The sequence below is a fragment of the Thermoplasmata archaeon genome (assembly GCA_035532555.1).
Classification (GTDB): domain Archaea; phylum Thermoplasmatota; class Thermoplasmata; order Lutacidiplasmatales; family UBA184; genus Lutacidiplasma.
In genome coordinates, this window is record DATKQS010000019.1 from 1 (window position 1) to 16,510 (window position 16,510).

At 64.3% G+C, this 16,510-nt stretch carries 14 protein-coding genes; 10 read left to right on the forward strand and 4 right to left on the reverse strand.

Annotated features, from left to right (window positions below; genetic code table 11):
* The first annotated feature begins 1,018 nt into the window (after positions 1 to 1,018).
* The 7 genes from VMV28_04870 (at position 1,019) to VMV28_04900 (ending at position 6,752) form a co-directional block, all read left to right on the forward strand.
* A complete protein-coding gene (locus tag VMV28_04870) occupies positions 1,019 to 1,516 on the forward strand; it encodes a hypothetical protein (protein ID HUZ79929.1) in 498 nt (165 codons plus the stop codon).
* Between the two features lie 67 nt (positions 1,517 to 1,583).
* Entirely contained in the window at positions 1,584 to 2,054 is a 471-nt protein-coding gene (locus VMV28_04875) for a hypothetical protein (protein HUZ79930.1), read from the forward strand.
* Between the two features lie 323 nt (positions 2,055 to 2,377).
* Positions 2,378 to 2,818, forward strand: a complete 441-nt coding sequence (locus VMV28_04880; protein ID HUZ79931.1) for a hypothetical protein — start codon at positions 2,378 to 2,380, stop codon at positions 2,816 to 2,818.
* 618 nt (positions 2,819 to 3,436) lie between these two features.
* Positions 3,437 to 4,609, forward strand: coding sequence for an IS630 family transposase (locus VMV28_04885; protein ID HUZ79932.1), 1,173 nt, complete (start codon positions 3,437 to 3,439; stop codon positions 4,607 to 4,609).
* Entirely contained in the window at positions 4,606 to 4,992 is a 387-nt protein-coding gene (locus VMV28_04890) for a hypothetical protein (protein HUZ79933.1), read from the forward strand. The genes VMV28_04885 and VMV28_04890 overlap by 4 nt, the downstream gene beginning before the upstream one ends.
* A gap of 353 nt (positions 4,993 to 5,345) precedes the next feature.
* Positions 5,346 to 6,113: a DUF3800 domain-containing protein gene (locus tag VMV28_04895; protein ID HUZ79934.1), complete on the forward strand. Its 768-nt coding sequence runs from the start codon at positions 5,346 to 5,348 to the stop codon at positions 6,111 to 6,113.
* A gap of 156 nt (positions 6,114 to 6,269) precedes the next feature.
* A complete protein-coding gene (locus tag VMV28_04900; protein ID HUZ79935.1) occupies positions 6,270 to 6,752 on the forward strand; it encodes a hypothetical protein in 483 nt (160 codons plus the stop codon).
* A gap of 428 nt (positions 6,753 to 7,180) precedes the next feature.
* On the opposite strand, the gene VMV28_04905 is transcribed toward VMV28_04900, so the two are convergent.
* The 3 genes from VMV28_04905 to VMV28_04915 are packed head-to-tail and all read right to left on the reverse strand — an operon-like array spanning position 7,181 to position 8,004.
* Complete coding sequence (locus VMV28_04905) at positions 7,181 to 7,318, reverse strand: hypothetical protein (protein ID HUZ79936.1); 138 nt, start codon at positions 7,316 to 7,318, stop codon at positions 7,181 to 7,183.
* A 57-nt stretch (positions 7,319 to 7,375) separates the two neighbouring features.
* Positions 7,376 to 7,690, reverse strand: a complete 315-nt coding sequence (locus VMV28_04910) for a hypothetical protein (protein HUZ79937.1) — start codon at positions 7,688 to 7,690, stop codon at positions 7,376 to 7,378.
* Entirely contained in the window at positions 7,690 to 8,004 is a 315-nt protein-coding gene (locus VMV28_04915; protein ID HUZ79938.1) for a hypothetical protein, read from the reverse strand. Before VMV28_04915 ends, VMV28_04910 begins: the two co-directional genes overlap by 1 nt.
* A 318-nt stretch (positions 8,005 to 8,322) precedes the next feature.
* Here VMV28_04915 and VMV28_04920 point away from each other — a divergent pair, with 318 nt between their 5' ends.
* The 3 genes from VMV28_04920 (at position 8,323) to VMV28_04930 (ending at position 15,494) form a co-directional block, all read left to right on the forward strand.
* Positions 8,323 to 8,994, forward strand: coding sequence for a hypothetical protein (locus VMV28_04920; protein ID HUZ79939.1), 672 nt, complete (start codon positions 8,323 to 8,325; stop codon positions 8,992 to 8,994).
* A 1,139-nt stretch (positions 8,995 to 10,133) separates the two neighbouring features.
* A complete protein-coding gene (locus VMV28_04925; protein HUZ79940.1) occupies positions 10,134 to 13,730 on the forward strand; it encodes a hypothetical protein in 3,597 nt (1,198 codons plus the stop codon).
* Between the two features lie 996 nt (positions 13,731 to 14,726).
* Positions 14,727 to 15,494 carry a helix-turn-helix domain-containing protein gene (locus VMV28_04930; protein ID HUZ79941.1) on the forward strand — a complete coding sequence of 256 codons (768 nt, stop codon included), beginning with the start codon at positions 14,727 to 14,729 and terminating at the stop codon, positions 15,492 to 15,494.
* Here the strand turns inward: VMV28_04930 and VMV28_04935 are convergent.
* Complete coding sequence (locus tag VMV28_04935; protein HUZ79942.1) at positions 15,481 to 16,503, reverse strand: zinc-binding dehydrogenase; 1,023 nt, start codon at positions 16,501 to 16,503, stop codon at positions 15,481 to 15,483. The two genes, VMV28_04930 and VMV28_04935, sit on opposite strands and share 14 nt — an antisense overlap.
* Positions 16,504 to 16,510: the final 7 nt, after the last annotated feature.

Genomic DNA, 16,510 nt, shown 5'->3' on the forward strand with positions numbered 1-16,510 from the left:
AGTTTGAGCGGACCGCCCATATCTCCCGGTGGAGCAGCGTCGCTCGACGTAGCCGTGCGTAGGGGCCCCCCGGGTGGGCGGGTGGGCGAGAAGAGGCCCCCTACGGCACCTTCGCCTTGCGCGACGATGACAGCCCACGCGCCCCGATCGGACGCATCGCTAGACACCGCCTCGGCCCGATCAAAGCGGTTCGCGCGCGGTATCCCGCCGTCGCCCGGCATGGGCCGAGCGAGCAAGGCATCCCTGGCCGTCCGAGCGGCCCGATTGGTTAGCCTGTCAATACTGGCACGGGCCGAGACGGGTTCGGACACCCCCTGCCGTTTCCGCGCAGGGGTTTGGGGCGCGAGGGTGCCTTGTGGATTCGGCGGCGGGTGACCGGCCGCAGGATGGGTTGGGCCTCGCGACCTCTCGGAGCTCGTTGGGGGTCGCACGGCCACGCCTTCTAGGGCGACCTTCACGGTGTCGCCTATCTGCGCGGCGGCGAGCTCGACTGACCGTTCCCCCGCCGGGTTCCGCTCCCTCTGGTGAGCCGGTCAAGAAGTCGATACTCTCAGCGCAGGACCGGCCGTCCGGCGGCGCGCACGCCGAACCCTTCAGTCGCTATCCACGCCCGGTCCCGGTTGCGACCGACCAGCCCGGACTGGGAGGGCGGGGCGGGCAGGGCTAGGGCTTGGTCGGCATGGGCACGTTGGAAAGCGTCGTATCGACCCCGAATCCGACCGCCCGGGTGTGCCCCATACGGGCGAATCTCCTTTGCAAGAGTTGTAGTAAGCGGCCCATATCCCTCCCTCATGACCGATTTCGCCAGGCAGGCCACCCGGGAGAAGATTGAGCGCTGGAACCGTGAGCACCCGCTCGGCATTTCGCCGCCAAGGGGACGTTAGATGAGCGCAATCGGGGCGAAGTGGATTGTCGTAATCGTTGCCGACCGCGCCGCCTGGATTCCGGTCGATCACATCGGAGCGCGTGCGCGGAGGGAGGCTCCCTCGCTGCGGACTATCCCTGTCGAGGCTCGCCGATGAGCCTGTTTCACCGGAAGCCGCGCCAGAAATCCTGGCTCGAGCAAGGGGAGTTCGTCATCAAGCACGGCCCGGCGAGAACCGAGGATGGCGATGGCACGCTCGCGCTCACGAACCGAAGATTGAGGTTTGCGCGAGCGGACAAGCGCGGCCGTGTCGATGCCATCAACATACGCCTCGACCAAGTAACGGATGCGGGAGTGGTCCGTCGCGCGCTGAGAGCGCCTCAGCTCGTGGTTCACGCGGCAGGCGCCGACCGTGTGTTTATCGCCGACTCAGCTCCATCGTGGGCGAAGGAGATATTGTCGGTCCGTTCCGCGCCTTCTGCGGCCAACCCGGCATCGACGCGGGATCCGGCCACCCCCCTGACCGTCCTGATTCAGCAGGCCCCCTCCCAAGTCATCGAGCGGCAGACGGTCAAAGTCCGCTGCCGGTATTGTGGAAGCCTGGCCGATGAGTCCATCGGAAAGTGCTCGAGTTGCGGAGCGAAGCTGTGACGCTCGAGCGGCGTAAGGGAGAGCATTCCTCGGGCGCGCCGACGGGTCGCGATGGGGGGCGCTGACGATGCCACTGCTCGGCACCGGCGAAGTGATCCACCGAAAGTTTCCGGCCGTATCGGGAGATGGACGCCACGGCGAGCTGTTCCTCACGACCTACCGCCTCATTTTCGAAGGCCCGAAGACGGGGGGAATCCTTCACCGACATGAGGTCTCCACAATCCTCTCTGTCATGCTGGTTGACCTGCACAACGTGACTACCGCCAAGCCGTTCATCGGACCTCCGGTGCTCAGGATCGAGACCGCCGCCGGGAGCGCAACGTTCCGGGTCCAGCAGGCAGCATTGTGGCACAGCGACATCGTGAAGGCCCGGGCCGACGCGTTCGCCGAGCCTACGGTGGCGCACAAGGCCGGGGAGTCGGTCACGCACGAGACTCACACGGTGGAGCGCCAGGTCGTCAAGGTCCGGTGCCGTTATTGCGGGAATCTCACCGATGAAGTCGCGGGAAAGTGCGCGAGCTGCGGGGCGAAGCTGTGATCGCGTCAAAATGGGTCGTTGTCATAGTCGCCGTCTTGGCAGCCGGCATTCCGATCGGCGCGGTCTCGGCGTACCATATCGGAACTCAGCAGGCGCCCGGCAGCTCGCCGCCTTCGTGGTTTAATCAGACGCTCGTGCTGAATGGGAGCGCGCCGGCTCCGTCGAGTAACTACACGGGCATTGCGATATACACGGTTGATGCCTTCGACTCCCTCGCGATAGCGTTCGAGTCGCCCATCAGGGGCGATTTCTGCGCGGCTACAACCGGATTCCTGGGAAGCCCCATCGACTATGGAGGGTGCACGGCGACTGGAGGGACGAAAGTGACGAATCTCACCGAGGGTTCGATCACGATTCAAACCAACATCAACGACTTGGATTTCTTCGCGGCCTACATCCCGAGCGGAGGCGCGTCGCTCGTCACGTTCCGCTGGTGGGCGAACTCGACCAACGGGCCCGTGACAGGAGGCGCGGGATCCATGTTCGTTCCCGCCGGAACGCCGGGGTCATCGCAGCGCTCCTTGGATGTTCCCGTGACGAACGGCGCGATCGGGGTCATGGTGACCGCATCGAGCGCGTCGGTTCCCTTCTCGATGGTGGTCACGGGCGCCTTCTGCTGCCAGCGCTCTCTCGGCGCACCATCGGACTCGTGGATGTGGACCGGCGGTTACCTCGGTACCGGGCCCGGCATCGTGGAGATCGCCTGGACCTCGAGCGCGCAGTTTAGCGTCTCGGTGACAGTCGAGATGGTCCGCTCCGCGTAAGGAGTTCCGACCGACCGGAGCAATGCAGATGCGTGTCGGCTTTCTCGTCGCGGGCGCCGTCTTGTCGCTGATCGGAGCCGCGATACCTGAGTTCGTGAGAAGGCTGAGACTATCACCCGGGATCGCCTCTCGTCCGGCGTTCTGAGCAGCCCGCGATTAAGCGCGCGGCGCTCGGGTCCCAGCATGCTTGATACGACCCGCGTACTCCTCCCCGCCAGATGGCGGGAGCGAAGATGCCCGAGGGCCCCACCGCTGAGGACTATTACTGGGACTTCACGGAGGGCATGGAGCCATCAGATAGGGCGATTGCGAGGCATCAAGCCGACAGGGGAACGTGGGAACTCACCGAAGCGACTCAAGCGATTGAGCGCCACTCTGCCGCTCTAGTCAGGCTATCCCGGTGGCTAGTCGTCCTAACCCTCCTACTTGCCTGCCTGACGGCGGCCCTAATCGCGGCGGCGATAATCCACTAGCCCCTCACAGCCCGAATTGTAACACCCCTTCAGAGGGCGCCCCAAAGACCCGCTAGTCCAGCCTACCGTTAATCCTTGAGCGGTTGATTGGCCGGTCTTCCAGTGCAACCTGTGGAACTTATTGGCAGAACCATCCCGTGTGGGGATGCCGCAGAGCGCCACCCCCGGTCCTCCTCCCGATGCCGAAGTCCACCTCTCTGTCTCCCAACGGCGGACGTGGACCGACCTCATCCGTTGTCGAACCGCCCCTCAGCGTGAAGTGGAACGGGCCCAGATCGTTCTCCTCGCCTCTCGCAGATGGCGCAATGCCGCCATCGCCCGCCACCTGCACCTCGCCGTCAACACCGTCCGGCTCTGGCGTCGTAGGTTCGTCGAGGATCCCGACCATGGCCTGGAGGATCGGCCGCGCACGGGCAGACCCCGCCGCTATACCGATCTCGATCGGGCTACCGTCATCGCCATCGCCTGCGAACTCCCCGCTCATCGGGGCCTGCCGCTGAGTCGCTTCTCTCACGCCGATATCGCACGGGAAGTCGCGCGGGAGATCCGCCCTGCTCCGAGCCGCACCACCATCGCCCGATGGTTGCGCGCGGATTCCTTGCGGCCGTGGCAATATCGCTACTGGAAGTTCCCGCGCGACCCGAGCTTCCGGGAACGGGCCGAGCCGGTGATCGACCTCTATCACCGCCGATGGGAAGGCCGTCCCCTCGGTCCGAACGAGTATGTGCTCTCGGCGGACGAGAAGACCTGCATCCAAGTGCTCCAACGAACCCACCCGACGGTGCCCCCTTCGCCCCACCACTCGATCCGAGTCGAGCACGAATATGCACGGGGAGAACCGGTCATCTACCTCGCTGCCGTCGATGTCGGGGGTGGGAAGGTCTTCGGAGACCTCCCCGAGGCGAACACGAAGGTGACCTTCTATCGGTTCGTCGACCGAGTGATGGCGCGGGAGCCGTATCGCTCCGCCGCTCGAGTCTTCTGGATCCTCGACCACGGCCACTCGCACCATCCGGCGACCTTCGGGTACTGGATGACCCGCCGGTATCCGAACGCCACTCCGGTCTACACGCCGACCCACTCGAGCTGGCTCAACGTCATCGAGAACTACTTCTCTTCCCTCACCCGCAAGGCGCTGACCCCGAACGATTTCCCGAGTCCGGAGGCCCTCCGGGAACGGATCCGCGGCTTCGAACGATGGCGCAACCGACCGCCCCGACCTATCCACTGGACATTCGACCGAGAAGACTTGGACCAGCTGATGGAACGATGGGCGGGCGAAGGGATTAGGTTGGAGCACGCCTCGACCTCGGCGTGAGATACCCGCATCGACCCCACGTTCCGGATCTCGTAGTCCAACAGGTCGCGGAGAGGCTCCGACAGATCGCTCGGGAACAGTACGGTGACGTCTGTCGGGAGCTGGTCTTTCGAGTCCGAGGCCACTCCCTCTACATCGATGCTCATCGGGTCGGGGAAGAGGGCGAGCCAACCCACCTGTGTCGGCTCGACTGGCTCGGCCGATCGGACGAATGGAGCTTCTGGTTCTATCGCTACACCCGCCGGAAGTACGAACGGAACATCACCTACAGCGGGAACTGGACCGGCACCGCCGAGGACTGCTTCGCCGCTGCGGCGTTCGCCTACCTCGCGATGTATCGACCGATGGCCAACCCATCAGGAATTAACGGCAGGCTGGACTAGTCGATCTCGAATCAAGGGGGGCTGTCGGGCGTGACTGATGGATCGGAGCACGTGTGTAGTGAGCTAAGGGCGGAGCGTCTGCTCATCTGGTGCCCGAAGAACCCCGCCGTGTACTCCGACGATCGCCACCCCCTCTATTCGAACCACCGGGCGTACAAGATCGTGGCAAGAGGAGACGGGGGGCGGCCCGCCTTCGCGATGGTCGAGAAGCCCTGGCGGACAATCGACCGCTCCGCCCTCCACCAGGCAACGCTACCGCCATAGCGATTGAGTCACGACGCACGCACTGGGCGGCCCCGTAAGGCCGCCCTCCCGACGCGGGTTCTATCTACTCGAGGTCGCCTCAGCGCGTCGTGCCAGACCTTACCCTATTCCTCGACGAGTCGGGCGGAAGGCCTTGGCCCAAGCCCTGGGGCAAGAACCCCGACCTGTACTATGTACTCGCGGGGGTCGTGCTTGACCCAGAGCAGATCGCCTGGGCGACGGAGGCCATTCCGGAGATCATCGAGCGCGCGTTCCCGATTGGACCTCGTCCTGAAGAAATCCACTATGGCGACCTGATCAACCATCGTAAAGGGACGCCCTATGAGGCGATGCCGGAGCAAGACCGGCTGAGGGTTTCGAACGCCGTCTTCGAGTTCATCGATAGGCTGAACCCTCTCCTAATGGGCACGGTCATCCACAAGGCAGCCCACCGAGGCGGGCAGGCGGAGCGAGGAAACGAGGCGGACTCCCCCCAGTCGTACGCGATGCGGGCTACAGTGGGGCGGTTTGACGTCCACCTCGCCGAGGCTGATTGCTACGGCACTGTGGAAATGGACAGCGCGGGGTTCCAGCATGATTCGGGTCTCCGGTTGCTCATCGAAGAGATTCGCCAGAACGGGACGCGGATGAGCAGGCCCGCGAGCGAGAAGTGGATCAACTCCAGGTTGACCCGCATACGGAACGTCAGGTTCGTTCGCAGCCACGACTGCGCGGGGGTGCAACTAGCCGACTTCGTTGCTTACGCAACGTGGTCGCATTTCGAACGGCGGAAGAGCCGCCGATACCTGCAGATTTCTCGGCTATGGCGACGACATCCGGGGTTCGTGGAGCCGAGCGTGCTCCCCAAGAATCGGTGACGGCGCTACCGCTTGAGAATTAGACGGAAGGGAGCGGACACCCGTTAGGGGCCGCTCCCCGCCAACCCTGAGTAGGCTAGTCGGGGAGATAAACCCTGCTCTCGGTGGTAACAGGCCACTCTAAGCTTTGAGGCGTGATAGAGACCTCGAACGGCCGTGACCGATTCGAACGCCAGAGACCGCGAGATCGAGTTCGGAAGCTTCCGCCCCTCGCTCGGGTTTGACAACGCTCGCTTTCTAGCATTCATAGTGATGGGCGCCACGGCGTTCCTCGGCGAGGTCCAGCTTTCCGCCCTGGCGCACGCGACTACAGACGACCTCGGGAAGTGGATCCTCGTCACCGCGACTCTCTTGGCGGGGGTGATTGCAGCATGGGGCGCATTCGCGGGCGCAGAAGCGTTCGCACAGATTGCCACGGTGGTGAACGCTAGGGTCATGGCCGCGGCTCCCACGGGAGGAACCCTAGTCGCCCATCGACCCTCGCCTGGCTTCGCGGGAGTCGCAGAGAGCCTCCAAGGCCGAATGGCTAGGTCCGTCGTCGAAGCGGCGCGCAAAGGACGGAGCTGGTGCTTACTGGACGCACCGGTTTTCCTGTTTGTGGGGCTGCTGGCCCTCCTGTTTGTCTGGTCGGTCCTGTAGCCGGCAATGTAAGGGAGAGCCGCCCTATGGACCGGGTGCCGAGGGAACGGGCTCGGAGCCTTCACCGGTACCATCCCTTCAGCATGCCCGACTCCTGGTCCTCCGCGAATCACGATGGCCCTCCGAACGTCAACCCGGACGACGGCGAGGGGGGGACTCGCGGAGCGCCGCGATGCTCCATCGTGGCCTTCGTCGGCGTCACCCGCCCATGGGTCGTCCTCACCTGCGAAGACCCCCCGGGCGCTGATTCAGGTCCCGGCGACGAACACGAAGGCCACGGCGGCGAGCGCTATAGGCCGCGAGACGTGCACCCCCGCCAGCACCAAGCCGTGTCCGATGCCTGCGAGCGGAAGCAGCCCGAACGCCTAGAGCAGGGTGGCGAGGCCTGTGCTGACGGACTCCGCCTCGGCCATGGCGATGGAGCGCTCTCAGCTGGGGAGCCCGAGGGCTTCCTTGAGTTCCCCCTGGGTGTGGGATCGCGCCCGCTCCAGGAGGTCGTCCACATCACGCAGGACCTTCGGCGTCGCTCCAAGTGCGGCGATTCGCTCACGCACGACCGCGCCCATGTCTTCGGCTCCTTCCCAGTACGCCCTCGCCTCTACTCTCACTTTCGGTTCCTTCGTTCACCTCGTCGCCCAGGGCGAGAGGATGTCGAGATCCGGATCGTCGTCCGGTCTCTCCTGAAAAGCGACGTACGGTTCGTACCGCGCCGTCCCGACGATCCGGTCGTAGTCCGCCCTCGCCGTCTCGACGATCCGGGCGCGTTCCGCCCTCGCCGTCTCGACGATCCGGTCGCATTCCTCCCACGCCTTCGTGGCGATCCGGTCGCATTCCTCCCACGCCTTCGTGGCGATCCGTTTGTAGTCCGCCAGCGCCACCTTGACGATCCGGGCGCGTTCCGCACCCGCCGTCTCGACCTTCTCCGTTCGGGTCGCCATCAGCATGCCTCCGGAAACCCGGGCTCCGGTCCGAGGAGGAGTTCGTCGTCGGTGAGTTCGCTGCAGATCGTGCGGCGCAGGACGTCGATCTGGTCCTGCGTCAGGCCGGACACGCGTACGTGGATCGTGGCCGCGTCCGGGACCACCACCGCGCCCCCGTGCTCGTCGTCCAAGATTTCTTTCGCGGTTCTAAAGCCGGTTTCCCTCTCCAATGCTCTCGCGCTCATGTTCTCAGATCCTGTGACTCGTGATGTCGGGACCACCTCAGCCTCCCTTGCGCGCATTCGCGCGACCACGGCGTCGGCGGCGCTCATGCCGTGGGCCGTCCCTCCTCGTGCGCGAGTGGCGAGAGGATGAACCGTGAGTGGCGGCCGTTTTCGCCGATAGAAACGTGGCGGAGCAGTTCGGGCACGTCGCCTTCGCGAGGCTCCCCGGGCGTCGTACCCAGGAGTACCCGCACTTGGGACAGCGAACCTTCCGCCTCGGTTTGCGCGAACCGACCACGAATGAGTGACGGCGGCCCCCTACTACTACTTTTGGTCCACGGGTGGGCGCGGGGCGTTGAGGCGGCCGGGTAACCGTGAGGTCCTTAACCCCGTGCCGGCTTTAGTCGAGCCGATGGTCGGCTCTTCATGACAGACCAGCGAGACTTCGGGTCAGACATCAGGACCTTCGCGTTCCAGGCGAGGTCCGAGGTCGAGGGGAGGACGGTCAAATCGAACATGGCCACCGTCCTCCAAGATGGCGCTCCCCCGCCAGAGTCGAATCGTGCTTTCAAAGTCTGGCTCGACGCAATCAACAAGATCGGTGCCATGAGCGAAGAGGTGTACGCGCTGTTCGCGATGCCCTCCCTCCTGCTTGCACAGGGGTGTTACGCGTTTGACAAAAGCACCTCGCTTGCCGCAGTAATCATGTCCCGGGCAGTTGTCGAGGCTTCGGCTTACATTTACTTGTACAAGCAACCGCGATCGGACGGCTCATGGTCGGTACGCGCGAATGCAAGCCCTGACGGCCTGTTTGCCATGTTGAATCGCTTGGATGGTGCTGGCCTCACTCACGCTCTCTTCCTGGACGCTGACCAAGTCCGCAAACGTGGCGACCTGGTAGCCCACCAGTCGGTGCGGATGCGGGTGGCGAGGAAAGGGGAGCAAGGAACCAGCCCGTCACTCGCGGGACCCTCCGGCGCACGCTGGACAGTTACTGAGCCCGTGATTCCACGCGGCGTCGCATATTCAGACCTTCTCGCGGCGGCCAGCGTTGAGGTGGAGCTCGCCCGCCTCACCTACGTCTCTTCTATGAGATAGATGCGGTGAGGTTAGTCGAGCGCGTTTTGTTAACCTTCACGTAGGTCCCTTCACGTTTGGCTGACTGGGATCATCGGTGGGAAGAAGGGTCTGTGACGCACCGGGCACCTATGCATTCCGCTTCCGAAGGTCGTCCCGTTCACCGTGCATGGCATCGAGAGCCGATTACACATGTCACGTGAGCCGTACCCGGTGTCGGGACATCGGGTGTCGGCTATCAGAATCTTCGCCGCCACAAGATTGCATGGCGGACCCCAGTACTTATACCGCGCAGTCCCGCCGGGAACGAATCGATCTCGGGAGTCATGCGCCTTCCCCCAATGGGGCCGGACTGAGCGTGGCGGCCCGCTCGGCCTATTTACATCGCCTCGCAGACGTATCCCTCGAGTGTGTAACATCCTTCGAATCCGCCCGGGGCTATGCCTAGCAACGAACGGTTCATGCTACAGAAATGGTAAGAAACGGATAGCCGAAGGTGGGTAAGGACCCCTTATCCTCGGTGCGGCCATCCCTCACGTCGGTCTGGCCTGCGTCCACGCGCAGGCCGAGTACATCAGATGATTAGGCCGCAGGTCTGGAGTGTGGGAGTCGCAGTCGTCATTGCCGCGCTGATGGTAATCCCCGCCTCCTCCATCCACCCCACCTCCGCCTCCCCTTCTACTCCTGCTCTAACTGCGTCGAGCCCGGTGGTAGCTCAATCCTCCTCCGGCATTACCCCTTCCGGAGGTAGTCCCGGCCCCGTGACATCCCCGTGCTCGGCCGGCGGGTGCGGCCCGGCCGATGGAAACGTTTCGATGGAGTTGCCATGCTCAGCCAGCGGGTGTGGCCCGGTCACGAGGACCGATTTGGCGGAGGTGCAGGGCTCTAGCGCCGGGTCCACCAACGTCTATGACCCCTGCCTCACGCTTTTCGCCCTCGGCTCATCAACATCCCCCGTCTCCGGCTCCGCGTCAACAACTTTCACGCAGGGTAGTGCTGCGCTCACGCTTAGCGCGAATGCCTCTTTCTGGATTTCCGTCCAAGCTTGCGCCGACATGAGCGTCCATTTGCATTGGACTCATGCGACTTGGGCGCACCCCTTTGGTGTATTGACAATCAGCGTCAATCTGCAAAAGATTTGGTTCACGGAAGAGTATGGCATGCATTTGGGAGCCAGCGCGACCGTCGCCGGTGGGAACTTCAACCTGAACGATTTTGGGGATCCTTACATTGCCATAGATCTCTTGAACGACACGATTCCGCTGCTAACCATTTACGGCTTCCCGATCTTGACGCTCGACGTTTCCCTCTCCTTGGCCCTAGAGTACAGCGTCACTTTGACCGCCGGATCCGCCGCTTCATGGGGACTGGATTCCCCGGCGGCAGGTTCACCCCCGGGCGCTCAAGACACCCAAACACAGACCTTCGTTCCCGGCTCGGGGTGGACCTCGACATCCACCGCTACCCACAGCGACCAGTTTACTGTCACTTCCCTTGGTGGATCCTTGGTGGGCCGAGTCGGCCTCTATGTGTCCATGGCGGTGGACCTGTTGGACGGCCTCGCGGAGCTGGGAGGCTACGCCTTCCTGTTCGGACAGGTCAGCATATACGCCGGGCTCTCCGACGATACCAGTGGGGTGGTAACCGACCAATCTGCCGGCAATTGCGCTCCGGACGGAAGCGGAACCCATTGCCAATGGACGGGTCCTGGCAGTTGCGGGAGCAACTATGTCGTCGACGGGCTGACCATTCAGCCGCTGTTGTACGCAGACGGATTCTCAACAACCGGTTACCTCCCATCTACCCAGCCGACCGGCATTCCGTGGCTGGTCGCGTGCGCGGCCGTGGGCCTTGAGCTGGGGGTCACGTGGTCCGGACTATGGGATCACTTTAGTGGTACGTTCTGGTACCAAGACTCACTGTTTGTTGCGCTCCCGATAGCTGCCACGGCGGTCGTTTGCAACGTTGATACACCCAGTTGTACCCCCGCCCTCACCGGCGGCAATCCCGCTCACAGTCCCTATTCTTGGAGCTGGCCCTCCAACCAGTTGGACGTGTATCCTGGCGCGGGGATGGTTGTGATCACCCCGGTCTTAGAGAGGATAGCATCTGCGTACGAGGAGCTACCGGCTAAGTGGAGTACGCCGGCCGACCTGAACGCAACGAACGCGAGCGACAAATCGCATCCAGAGTGCGGGGGGAGGGGTAGCTTGTATGCCTCCGGCTACGCGGATAGTTACTCGAACACTGCGAACGGCTACCCCTATGGCTCGCCATCGGTGAGCTCGCCATCGCCCGGCACCATAAGCGCGCCGGTGGAGGATTTCATCCCGCCGACCAACTTCAGCCTCGATCACCCAGTTACCAGCCCGCTGAGCACGATCTGTCAATTCTATGTCACACTCGGCCTCCCCATCAGCCTCGTTACCATCCAGCTCACAGCCACCGAGTTCAACGTCCTCATCGTTGATCCCCCCGGCCCCGGAGTGCCATCTGCCGTCGGCGACCAGAACCAATGTCCGCAGACGGTGGGTCGATGCGCTGGCCAGAGGGTGCTGACCCAGGCCGCGGGGAGCGGCGCCCGTACGCCCAGCGCCACCTCCGCTGCCTACCCGCTTGTCTTCGTCGAAACCGGGCTGCCGTCTAACGAGACCTTCACCGCGACCGTGGATGGTGTTCCGATGTCGGTCACGACGGACGGGTTCGTGGACAACCTCACCTTCCTGGAGCCTGACGGCGCCTACAACTTCTCGATCGGTTCGATCCCCGGCTATTCGACGGTATGGGAGGGGCAGGGATATGGGAGTGCTACCGTCAACGGATCGGGCCAGTTGGTCGTGCTCGGGTTCCAGCGTACGCCGTACACCATCACCCTCAATGTGACCGGGTTCCCACAAAGCTCCGTTTTCCAAGCGACGGTAGGTGGTGTCGGCCATTCGGTCACGATGAATGCGTCATCGTTTGCCCTCCCTTGGGGGCTCGTGGCGGGGGAACGCATTCCAAACGGGACCTACGGCTTCAACATTACGCCGATTCCTGGATACACCGCGACTTGGAGGGGTACCGTGATCGTTGACGGTGGCGACGTGACGGTGAACGTCACGTTGACGCCAGTGAACTCGGTGACGTTTGTGGAAACAGGGCTTCCTAGCGGTGACAGCTGGACTGCCGCCGTGACGTACCCCGGGTCGCCGTACGGGTCCGTTGTGAATGCGCCCGCAGCGACCATTACGATCCAGGTGCCGAATGGGACCCTCCCGTACCTGGTCAGTGGCCCGGCCGGGTATCTAGTCACGGGAATCTCGCCCATCGGGAACCTCACGGTCAGCGGAAAGAATGTCACGGAGGCAATCGCATTCGTGCAGGGGACGACGTACGCGATGACGTTCGCGGCGACCAATGTTTCGGAGGACTGGGGCTGGTGCGTAAGCGTCGGCTGGACGATTTGTACGAATGGGAACGCGATCGTCGTGGAGAACCTAACCGAGGCGACCTATCCGTATTCGGTGCTGCCGATCCCACCCCTCGCGGGCATCACGGAAAAGATCAGTGTTAACGGGCAACCGGCATCGGCCAGCGGGTGGGCTCGACTGAACGGTGGCGTCGCAGTCGCGGTGACCTTTACCCTGGTGACCTATGCGCTCACGTTCGCAGAGACCGGCCTCGCGACCGGGACGACTTGGCAGGTGGACGTCGAGGGCATGTTCAACGGGCAGAACGTGACGACGGAAGTCGGGAGCTCGGTGGCCGACGCGATCACGGTCCAAGTTCCGAACGGGACGTTCAACTACACGTTCGTGTCGGTGCCCGGTTACATCGGACCCGGGCCCGGGGCGGCTCTGGTCAGCGGGAGCGCGGTGTCGGTTCCTGTCACATTCACCCTATCGAGGCCGTCGACCTACACTCTCACGTTCACGGAGAAAGGGCTCGCGATTGAGGCGAGCTGGTCGGTCACCCTGAATGGGGTACCGCTGTCTGGATCGGGGAGTTCGATCCCATTCGGGGGGCTAGTGAACGGGAGTTACACGTTCAGCGTGGGTTCGCTCACTGGCTACACGGCGGGGCCGTCGTCGGGCACGATTACGGTGAACGGCGCGGCCGTGAGCCAAGCGATCGCGTTCACGGTGGCTCCCCCGAGCACATACCTGGTGACTTTCACGGAGGCGGGGCTATCGAGCGCCTCGCTCGCCACGGGCTTGTGGGTCGTTTGCATCTGGATCGAGGGGGTCCTCGTTTGCTTCTGGGGCGGCGACGATGCCTCGCTGGCGACCACCCTCGCTAACGGCACCTACAACTACACCGTGAATCCGGCCACCGGATACACGGCGAACCCGGCGAGCGGGAAGATCGTCATCGCCGGGGCCCCCGTGAACATTGGCATCGCCTTCACCCCAACGGCGAAGATGTACGCGGTGACGTTCACGGAGAGTGGGCTGCCGACCGGGACAAGCTGGTCGGTGACGTTCAACGGGACGACGAAGAGCTCTACGTCAGCCGCCATCGCGTTCAACGAGGCGAACGGGACATACACGTTCACGACCGGTGCGGTACCGAGCTACAGCGCGACGCCCGGATCGGGCCCCCTGACCGTCGTGGGAGGCTCGGTCGGCCAGGCGATCACATTCACTGCCGCTAGCGGGGGAGGGGGGAGTTCCTCGGTGACGTGGTGGATCTGGGTAGTCATCGCGAGCGTGATTGTAGTGGTCGTCGCCATCGCCGTAGCCCTCGTGCTGCGGCGAAGGCCCCCGGCGGCCTGAGGAACGATCCCCGGGGACGGAAAGGGTGCTTCTCTGCACAGGCGCGGACCTCCGCGTGCCGCTCGATCCACGAGAGCCGATCCGTCGCGCAACGTCCTGGATTACCTAGATCCCCGAGGGGATTCCATACCAAATGCGGCCCCCACTCGCAGGATGCGACGGGCAAAGCCGGGCTCGTGATGACCGAAATTCACCCCTTACTTGGAGCGAATCAGCCCAAGGCTATCGCCTGGTACGCTGGAACGAGTGGTGCGCCCTCCGACGTCCGACTCTCCCTGGAAGGAGAAGGTTCTCACCTCCGCACCGAACGATGCTTACTCGCGTCGTTACGCCAAGGTATCGCGAACCGGTCTGTCCCGATCGGATCGTGCCCCGATGATTGGGAGTCTCGAACGGTACGCTCTAGGGCTGGCTATCCCTCCAGAAGCACTCGGCTGCGCAAGGGGCCCTTCGCTGGTCGAGTACGGGGTACTCTGCGGGAAGTGATCCGACTCCGGAATCTCCGCCTGCGGGCACGAGGTGAGCCCGGCCGCCTCCTAGTAGGCAGCCATCCTTTTCTCTGGCGGAAGTCTCGGGAGAAACGACCGTTCGGCACCCGGTCCCAATAGGGGATGAGGTCACTTGGGCAATGCGGGCAGATCCTCAGCGCGTGTACCGCGCGCTCGTCGACGGGCTCGTCGGACGCCTCGCGCTCGTTCAACGGCTCTGGGCCTACGAGCGAACCATCGGAGTACCGTTGAAAGTCTAGGATCTGGAGGGGTGGGTCCTCACGAGGGCAAGACGGATGCCCAATCAGAACGGACTCGATCCGACCTTGGTGGAGGAGGTCCTTCGCGCGGGGTTCGCCGAAGGCGGGCGGACCGGCATTCGCAGGTCTCCCCCGCTTCTCCCCGCCCGCGCACCCATCGTGGAACCGGAGCCGCGAAAGACCGCGTGACCATCCTCGACCCATCCACCCGCCGCTCCCATCGAGGAAGCCCACGGAGGCCCCGCAGCGTGCCGGCTCTCGTGGAGCTCCGGATCCGGGGCGGCCCCGTGCCTCACTGGATGCAGGACCTGGGCACGCGCTGGGGAGCCGGAGTCCGTCTCCACGTCTGCCGGCACGCCGATGCCTCACCTCGTCGCCTCCTGCAGCTTCTCGAGATCAACGCGACCCCCGCCACCCTCCCGGAGATCACGGCCTTCCTTCGCCAACGGGCCGGCCCCGAAGAAATCTCGCTCACGCAGCTCGGATCGCAACGACTCCTCGTCCGTCTTGTCGGACCGCTGCCGGCCCTCTGCCACACCGTCTTCGAGATGGGGGCCATCTGCATGAGCTGTCCCTTCCTGCCTTCGGCCGGCGTCCAGGAAGGGGAGGTACGCGAGGGGGAGTGGCGGGTGCTCGTTCATCGGGTTCGGGACGCCCATCCCCTCCTCGCCTCGTTCACCACGCCGGGCAGCTCGCCGGCCTCGCTGGTCCGCATCGGTTCCTTCCGAGGGTCCCTCGATCTGACGCCTCGCCAGGAAGTGGCCGTCGGAACGGCCCTCGTGCTAGGATACTACGACTATCCGCGCCGGGCCCAGCTGAAGGATGTCGCAAAGTCTCTCGGCGTCAGCCGCGCGACGGCCATGGAGAACCTGCGTCGTGGCATGCGCAAGCTCGCCTCCCAGCGTCGATCCGAGGTGGGGATCGTCCGAAGCCGCCCCACGCCCAGCGACCGTCCCCGGAGCGCGTCGGATCAGCGCGACGGCGAGGAGACGCACGCCGTGCTCAGGGAACGATGAGGGTCCGCAACCCTTTCCCGGCCCGGAGGTCCTCGGCGGCCTCCCCGATCCGATCGAGCGGGAGGGTAGCGGTGACGACCGCGTCGAGGCTCACCATCCCCTTCCGCACCATTTCGATGACGCGCGGATAGTCCACGGGCCGGCACCCGAGGGAGCCGACGATCTCGTACTCGAAGAACATCAGACGGTTGAGCGGGATCGGAACGACCGAATCGCTGTACCCCACGACACAGAGCCGCCCTCCCCGCCGGAGCGTGGAGAGTGCCAGACTTACGGTCTCGGGCGTACCGACCACCTCGAGCGCCACGTCCGCGCCCCCCCCGGACCGCTTCCGCACCTCGCGCCCGAGGTCGGGGTACTCCCGGGGATCCAGCGCTTCGCACGCCCCGAGGCGCAGAGCCGCTTCGCGCTTCTCCGCGCGAAGGTCCACGGCGATCACGCTCGCACCGACCGCTGCCGCGAACTGGACAGCGTTGATCCCGACGCCGCCGCATCCGACCACCACGACCCAATCCCCACTTTGCACTCGCGCTCGTCGGACGACCGCATGGTACGGCGTCGTCAGGGCATCGGCGATCACCGCACTCGACGCGAGGTTGAGGTCGGAGGGCAACGGTACGAGGTCGCGTGCTGGGACTCGTACGTACTCCGCGAACCCTCCGTCGATGTGGTTACCCGGCATCTGGAGGTACGGACAGATGTTCCCGCGCCCCGATCTACAATACTCACAGTTCCGGCATGGAAGGACCGAAGGGACCAGCACCCGGTCCCCGATGGACCGTACGGAGCTCCCGGTTCCCAGTTCCTCGACCACGCCCGAGATCTCGTGTCCCAGAATGAGGGGAGGACTCTTCGCCGTCGGGACGGCGTGGTCGAGGTAATGGAGATCCGTATGGCAGAAGCCGCACGCCGCCACCTTCACGAGGGCGTCGTCCGGCCCCGGGACCGGGCGAGGCACTTCGCCGACGACGAGGGGACGTCCCGAGCCATGAAAGACAGCCGCTCGCATGGATCCG